The following is a 6,528-nucleotide window of genomic DNA, read 5'->3' as shown; positions in this document are numbered from 1 at the left end:
CGCAGCACCCCAATGATCTGATCCTCGGTAAATCGGCTTCGCCGCATCGCTCGTCTCCATCTGACGAGCTAACTTACCAATGGCATGAATTCTGGGGAGCAGGTCAGACGGTACTTTTTCACTACAGCCAAAATCAAATTTTAGCTTTGAATAAATCTTGCGGGCCAATGAAGAGCGGTGCTCTCGATCGGATGAATCGGTGGCATCTGACGTTGACGTACTCCCGTGATTGTTGCCATTCAGAGGCAGAGTCCGCTTCCTCGATGATGGTTGTTTGAGGTGATGCCAACCTGTCTGAGGGCATGGCCCCAGCCAGGTTGGCCGGCGATCCCGGCGGGGGTACCCACCCGGTTTCGAGTGTGGCCTCACGTGGTGGGAGTCGCGCCGCCAGGCGTCGAGCCCGAACCGGGCACGGGCCAGCGCTCTTCGGTCCATCCGGCAACACCATAGGTGCCCTGGTGCCCAAGGCGCGCTTGCATCGGCCAGCAGCGTCCTCAGCCGGCCATTCTATTCGCCTATCCTGCGCTAGCGTCCGGCCTCGGATGCCTGCGGGCCGCCATATTTGGATTTCCACCTGTAGAATGTCGCCGAACGGAATCCGTGGCGGCGGGACGCATCCGCTGTCGCCATGCCCGCTTCCTGTTCCTTCAGGATCGCAATGATCTGCTCTTCGCTGAACCAGCCGCGCTTCATCCTCGTCCGACTCCTTCGTGTCGGACTCCACTCAAAATCGGTCACATTTCAGGGAAGCACGTCAGCGCCTCCGGCAAACCCGGCAACCACCGCAAGCTTTACCGGCCAGCGACAGTAAAGCACCGGGTCGCGTGCCTCATCGCGATCAGAGGAAGTTGTTCGGCCATATGATCGACCGCCACATGTGTGCGCTCGGCGAGCCGTCGAAGCCCAGCCCCTCTTCCGGTTCGCGAAAATGCCGACCGATTATGTCGGCAAATATCTCGGGGTCGATTGGGGTGTACCCGTCGAAGAAATAGATATCGTTGATCGTAACCTGGCGCGCGATACCATAATGTTCATGGTTGCGTGCGTACTCGGCGTCCCGCCTGATATATTCCGGCGGCTGGAAATCAGCGCCAAAAAATCGATTATAGCTTTCGGGATAGGTGTAACCCGCGGCCTCATCTGAAAAATAGCGCAGCGACTGATGATACTTCACCGCAAAGGCGACCTCTTCGTCCACGTACGGCGCGATCATCTGGGCGCCCCAATAGCCATGATCGGACCGGATCAGGCAGGCATTGGAGATGTCGTGCAGCAAGCATGCCAGCACAGTCTTGCCGTCGTAGCCGTCATCCAGCGCACGCTTGCCGCTCATCATTAGATGGCGGAAGGTCATATCCATGAAGCGGAGGCGGAAAAAATCCATGAGCTTTGGTCGCTCGGGCATACGCGGCAGCAACGGATTGTCGCCCATCATGAACACATGATCCTGGTCCATGCGGGCCATCATCTGCGGCTCGGGATTATCGATGCCGGTGCCCATCAGCGCGATAGGCGGCGGGACGATCATACGCTCCCGACCGGCTTGAGGAAAAAGATCATCCATGCACATCGCGATCACCTCTCGCAGCATAGCGACGGGCAAGCCCGGCACATGCCATTAATTGAACCTGATGAAAAATCATGAGCGGCAGCAGGATCAGACCCAGATCAGGACCGGGGAAGATCAGCCGCGCCATGGGGACGCCTTGTACCAGCGACTTCTTGGTGCCGCAGAACTGCAGAGCGATCGCATCCGGTCGAGCGAGCCCCATCGCACGACCGAGCAGCGCGGTAGTCAGGAGCATGAGCCCGAGCAGCAGCAGGCAGATTGCCAGCACCACCATGAGTGCTCCTTCATCAACCCGCCGCCACAGCCCCCCGATTACCGCCGCCGAGAACGCACTGTAGACCGCCAGCATGATCGTCCCCCGATCGAGCAGCGTTCCCGCCGTCTTGTGCCGCCGGATAAAGCCGCCGATCCAGGGCTCTAGCAGGTTCCCGAGAATGAACGGCAGCAGGATCTGGAGCACGATGGCGCCTGCCGCCGTGCCGTCCGCATGCGCCGATCGGCCGATGGTGAACCCAACCAGCAGCGGCGTGACGAGTACGCCCAGCATCTGCGAGGCAGAGGCCGACGCGATCGCCGCTGCGACATTGCCCCGCGCTAATGAGACAAAGGCGATGGCCGACTGCACGGTCGAGGGAAGCACGGACAGATAGAGCAGCCCAATAATCAGCGGCTTGGCCAGCAGCGTCTTGGGGAGCAGCGCGGTGAGCGCGAGCGTCAGAAGCGGGAACAGCAGAAAGGTCGCGCCGAGAATGGCCAGGTGTAGCCGCCAGTGACGCAGGCCCGCGAACGCCGCACTTCTCGACAGCTTCGCCCCGTGGACAAAGAACAGCATTGTCACCATGGCGCTCGACACGAGGCCTACCACCCGCGCACCGCCGCCGTGCACCGGGAGCAGCGTCGCCAGCACGACCGTGGCGAGGATTGCGGCGACGAAAGGATCGGGGACCAGTGAAGCGACCCGCTTCATCATGTCGCGATGCACCTCGTCAATTCCCGCCATCCGCGGCCGCGCGATCCAGCCAGGGACGGATCGCGTCCACCAGATACGGTACTGTATCCTCCCGCAGCCCGGCGATGTTGATGCGTCCGTCGCTTGCCATATAGATGGCGCTGTCGTGCCGGGCTTGGGTGACGTCGGCAGGCGTGAGCGGCAGCAATGCGAACATGCCGCGCTGCTGCCCGATGGACGCGAGACGCGGATGCGCCGCGCCGAGGACCGCGCGAACGGCATTGATCCGGCTACGCATGGTCGCCAGTTCGGCTTCCCACGAGGCCGCGAGTTCCGGATCGTCGAGGATGATCCGCACCACTGCCGCGCCGTGATCCGGGGGCATCGACCAGGCTGCACGCGCGATAGCCAGCAGGTTCCCGCGCGCGATCCCGGCCGCCTCCGCCGTCGGGGCCTGGATCAACAACGCCCCCACACGATCGCGATAAAGCGCGAAGTTCTTGTCACAGCTGTACGCCAGCATCGCATCGGGCACGCTGGCGAATATCGCGCGGGTCGACTCGGCATCGGCGTCAAGGCCGTCTCCAAGCCCGTGATAAGCGAGGTCGACGATCGGCAGCAGCCGCCGCTCAACGATGATGCCGATCAGCCTTTGCCACTGGGCACGCGAAAATCCGGCACCTGTCGGGTTGTGGCAGCAGCCGTGGATGAGGATCGCATCGCCCACCGCCGCACCTTCCAGCGCCGCCATCATCTCGTCGAACAACAGCTCGCTTGTGACCGGATCGTAAAAAGGGTGCGCAACGATTGGAACGCCGGACGCGTTGAATATCGGTGCATGGTTCGGCCATGTCGGCGTACCGATCCATATGCGTCCCCCTGGACTGGCACGGTGGTACAGCTCGGCCGCCAAGCGCAGGGCACCGCCGCCGCCGGGGGTTTGGACGCCGATCAGCGGGCCGCCGATTTCGGCATCCTCGCCAAGGACGAGATGGGCTATCCGGGCGACGAAGCGGATGTCGCCGTCGCTCCCGAGGTAACCCTTAGTCGCTTGTTCGACGAGCAGCCGGCGCTCCGCCTCCTTGACCGCCGCAGGTATGGTACAGACACCGAATTCGTCTCGATAAACTCCCACGCCGAGATCCAGCTTGTCCGTACGCGGGTCGGATGCAAACTCCTTGATAAGGGCGAGCAGTGCGTCCGCGGGCTGCGGGACCAAAGCGGCGAATGCGGAGGCCGCAGTAATGGGGGCGAGATCGTTCATGGCCGGAATCTACCGCCTTCTGGACGAAGCGGGCTTGTCAGCTATGCCGATGCGCGGCAGTCTATTGAAACATTCAATTCACGATAAGGATGAAATGTGAATAACCTGGACGATGTCGATGTCCGTATCTTGCGCGCTCTGCAGCGCGACGGCACCCGATCGTCCGCTTCACTCGCGGAAACTGTAGGCGCGTCGCAGGCCTCTTGCTGGCGGCGCATCAAAGCGTTGGAGGAGCGGGGCATTCTGGGCGGCGCGGTGCGCCTGCTGAATCCAAAAGAGATGGGACTCACGGTAAACGTTTTCTGTGACATCCGCCTACATGACCATGAACCGGCGACCTATTTAAATTTTCGCGGTTTCGTCCAAAGCCGATCAGAGATCGTCGAGTGTTTTTCAATGTCGGGTGAGTGGGATTATTTGCTAAGGATACTAACAAGAAGCGTAGAAGAATATGAAAATTTTATTATGAAAATATTATTCGTTCACCCTTCTGTGAAGACAGGATCATCGCGATTTGCACTCGCAATGGTCAAGTACACTACGGCACTGCCTATCTGAAAAGTGAAAATAATTAAAAAATCCTATATTTTGATATATAGCTCACTTATAAAAATAATTTGATATAAAGAACTATTGAGTTACGTTGAAAAATAACATGGGAGATTTCTCAGTTTTCACCGAGAATTGATAGATGCTTCCTCCGCCCCCGGCTGACAGTCTGGAGGCAACGGACTGGTCGACTTTGAATTACTCAGCGTGATCCGCATCTGGCATTTTCGGCAAGCCCAGCCATCACATGCCGGGATCAAGGACCCTGGACCGATCGATATTCAGGCCGTTTCGGCCTTCAAATGGCGGCTTCACGCGCTTCCGGTGCTCACGTACCGGAAAGTACGCTGCGTTCCGGTTCAAGCAAAACCGCCATTTTCGGCTGAGTCTGCCCTGAATGTCGATCGGCACTAGGTAAAAGCAGCGATGCATCGCCATACGAGTAAAAACGGTATTCGTTTTCAATCGCGTAAGCGTAAGCATCTTTCATACGTTCCACCCCCATCAGTGCCGATACCAGCATGAACAGCGTCGATCGCGGAAGGTGGAAGTTGGTTACCAGCCCGTCGATTCCCCGAAAGCGGTAGCCGGGCGTGATGAAGATCGCGGTATCGCCCTCGAACGGGCGGACGATGCCGTCGTCGCCGACGGCGCTTTCGATCAGGCGCAGGCTGGTCGTGCCGACCGCGATCACCCGGCCGCCGGCGGCGCGGACGGCGTTGAGGCGGTCGGCCGTCGCGGCGTCGATGCGGCCCCATTCGGCATGCATCCGGTGATCGGCGGTGTCGCTGGCCTTGACCGGCAGGAAGGTGCCCGCCCCGACGTGCAGGGTCAGCGTGGTATGGCCGATCCCCGCACCTTCCAGCGCCTTCATCAGATCGGGCGTGAAGTGCAGCGCGGCGGTGGGAGCGGCGACCGCGCCAGGTTCGGCGGCGAACATCGTCTGGTAATCGTCGGCGTCGCGCGCGTCGGTCGGGCGTTTCGCGGCGATATAGGGGGGCAGGGGCATCCGCCCGGCGCGTTCGAGCAGCAGTTCGACGGGTTCTTCGCCAGCGAAATCGAGCGCGAAGCTGCCGTCCTCCGCCCGGTCGCCCGCGATGGCGGAGACGGCGTGGCCGAAATCGATTGCGTCGCCGTCACGCAGTCGCTTGGCGTTGCGGATGAACGCGCGCCAGCGGCGCGGCCCCTCGCGCTTGTGCAGCGTCGCGCCGATCTTCGCCTCGCCCCGCGTCCCCTCCAACTGTGCCGGGATCACCCGCGTGTCGTTGAACACCAGCAGGTCGCCTGCGCGAAGCTGCGAGGGCAGATCGGCGACGCTCAGGTCGCGCATTTCCGCGCCGTCGAGCACCAGCATTCGCGCCGCGTCGCGCGGGCTCGCCGGGCGCAGCGCGATCCGCTCCGCCGGCAGCTCGAAATCGAAAAGGTCGACGTTCATCTGGCGCGCGTCACCGCGCCGGCGGCACCCTGCGGCCAGGGCCCGGCGGCAGCGTCTCCGGCGCGACCATCACCGGCGCGGGCGGGGGCGAGGCATAGGCCGGCGGATTGTCGGCGGCGATCCAGGCGTGGAGGACGCGCGTCGGATTCTCCGGCGGCTCGCCCCGCTCGATCGCGTCGACATATTGCATGCCGTCCAGCACGCGGCCGAACACGCTGTATTTCTGGTCGAGCGACAGGCGCGGCACGAACATGATGAAGAACTGGCTGTTGGCGCTGTTCTCCGCCTTGTCCTTCTGCTCCTGGGTGGCGCCTTCGGGTGCGCCCTCTCGCGCTGCGGAGACGGCGCCGCGCACGTGGGGCAAATAGTTGAACTCCTTGGGCACGTCGGGCAGGTCAGACCCGCCGGTGCCGTCGCCCTTGGGGTCGCCGGATTGCGCCATGAACCCCTCGATCACGCGGTGGAACAGCACGCCGTCATAGAATTTGCGCCGGGTCAGCGTCTTGATCCGCTCGACCATCTGCGGCGCCACGTCGGGCCGCAGCCAGATCGTCACCCGCCCGCCGTTCGACAGGTCGAGCAGCCAGAGGTTGTCCTTGTCGGTGGTCGCCGGTGCCGGTGCCCGCCCCGGTACGGTCAGCAGCTGCGCCGCCGCCGGAACGGCCGTCATCATCGCCAGTCCCGCGCACATCGCCGAAATCAAACGCATTCTTGCAAAACCCCAACCCGCATCACGCCCGCGCCATAACAGCAACGCGGCT

General features: G+C 62.0%; 7 protein-coding genes and 1 pseudogene. 2 read left to right on the top strand and 6 right to left on the bottom strand.

The annotated features are described in order from the left end of the window. Window positions 1-278, top strand: a 278-nt coding sequence (locus VYI76_RS12410) for a hypothetical protein (protein WP_326525042.1), incomplete at its 5' end; no start/stop codon positions are given. A gap of 250 nt (window positions 279-528) precedes the next feature. Here the strand turns inward: VYI76_RS12410 and VYI76_RS12405 are convergent. The 4 genes and pseudogenes from VYI76_RS12405 to VYI76_RS12390 all read right to left on the bottom strand — a co-directional run. Then, window positions 529-693 (bottom strand): annotated as a pseudogene (locus tag VYI76_RS12405) (transposase); the annotation flags it as partial. Between the two features lie 145 nt (window positions 694-838). After that, complete coding sequence (locus VYI76_RS12400) at window positions 839-1,564, bottom strand: hypothetical protein (protein ID WP_326525041.1); 726 nt, start codon at window positions 1,562-1,564, stop codon at window positions 839-841. Beyond that, window positions 1,557-2,540 (bottom strand): bile acid:sodium symporter family protein, encoded by a 984-nt coding sequence (locus tag VYI76_RS12395; RefSeq protein ID WP_326525040.1) that lies wholly within the window; start codon window positions 2,538-2,540, stop codon window positions 1,557-1,559. The genes VYI76_RS12400 and VYI76_RS12395 overlap by 8 nt, the downstream gene beginning before the upstream one ends. 16 nt (window positions 2,541-2,556) lie before the next feature. Next, window positions 2,557-3,783, bottom strand: coding sequence for an amino acid aminotransferase (locus VYI76_RS12390; protein ID WP_326525039.1), 1,227 nt, complete (start codon window positions 3,781-3,783; stop codon window positions 2,557-2,559). Between the two features lie 96 nt (window positions 3,784-3,879). Here VYI76_RS12390 and VYI76_RS12385 point away from each other — a divergent pair, with 96 nt between their 5' ends. After that, window positions 3,880-4,341 (top strand): Lrp/AsnC family transcriptional regulator, encoded by a 462-nt coding sequence (locus tag VYI76_RS12385; protein ID WP_326525038.1) that lies wholly within the window; start codon window positions 3,880-3,882, stop codon window positions 4,339-4,341. 319 nt (window positions 4,342-4,660) lie between these two features. On the opposite strand, the gene queA is transcribed toward VYI76_RS12385, so the two are convergent. Continuing rightward, window positions 4,661-5,767: a tRNA preQ1(34) S-adenosylmethionine ribosyltransferase-isomerase QueA gene (gene queA, locus VYI76_RS12380; RefSeq protein WP_326525037.1), complete on the bottom strand. Its 1,107-nt coding sequence runs from the start codon at window positions 5,765-5,767 to the stop codon at window positions 4,661-4,663. A gap of 10 nt (window positions 5,768-5,777) precedes the next feature. After that, a complete protein-coding gene (locus VYI76_RS12375) occupies window positions 5,778-6,476 on the bottom strand; it encodes a peptidylprolyl isomerase (protein WP_443018935.1) in 699 nt (232 codons plus the stop codon). Between the last annotated feature and the right edge of the window lie 52 nt (window positions 6,477-6,528).

The organism is Sphingomonas sp., from assembly GCF_035910975.1.
GTDB lineage: Bacteria > Pseudomonadota > Alphaproteobacteria > Sphingomonadales > Sphingomonadaceae > Sphingomonas.
The sequence above is the reverse complement of the archived record's forward strand: the minus strand, read 5'-3'. Positions and strand labels throughout refer to the sequence as shown.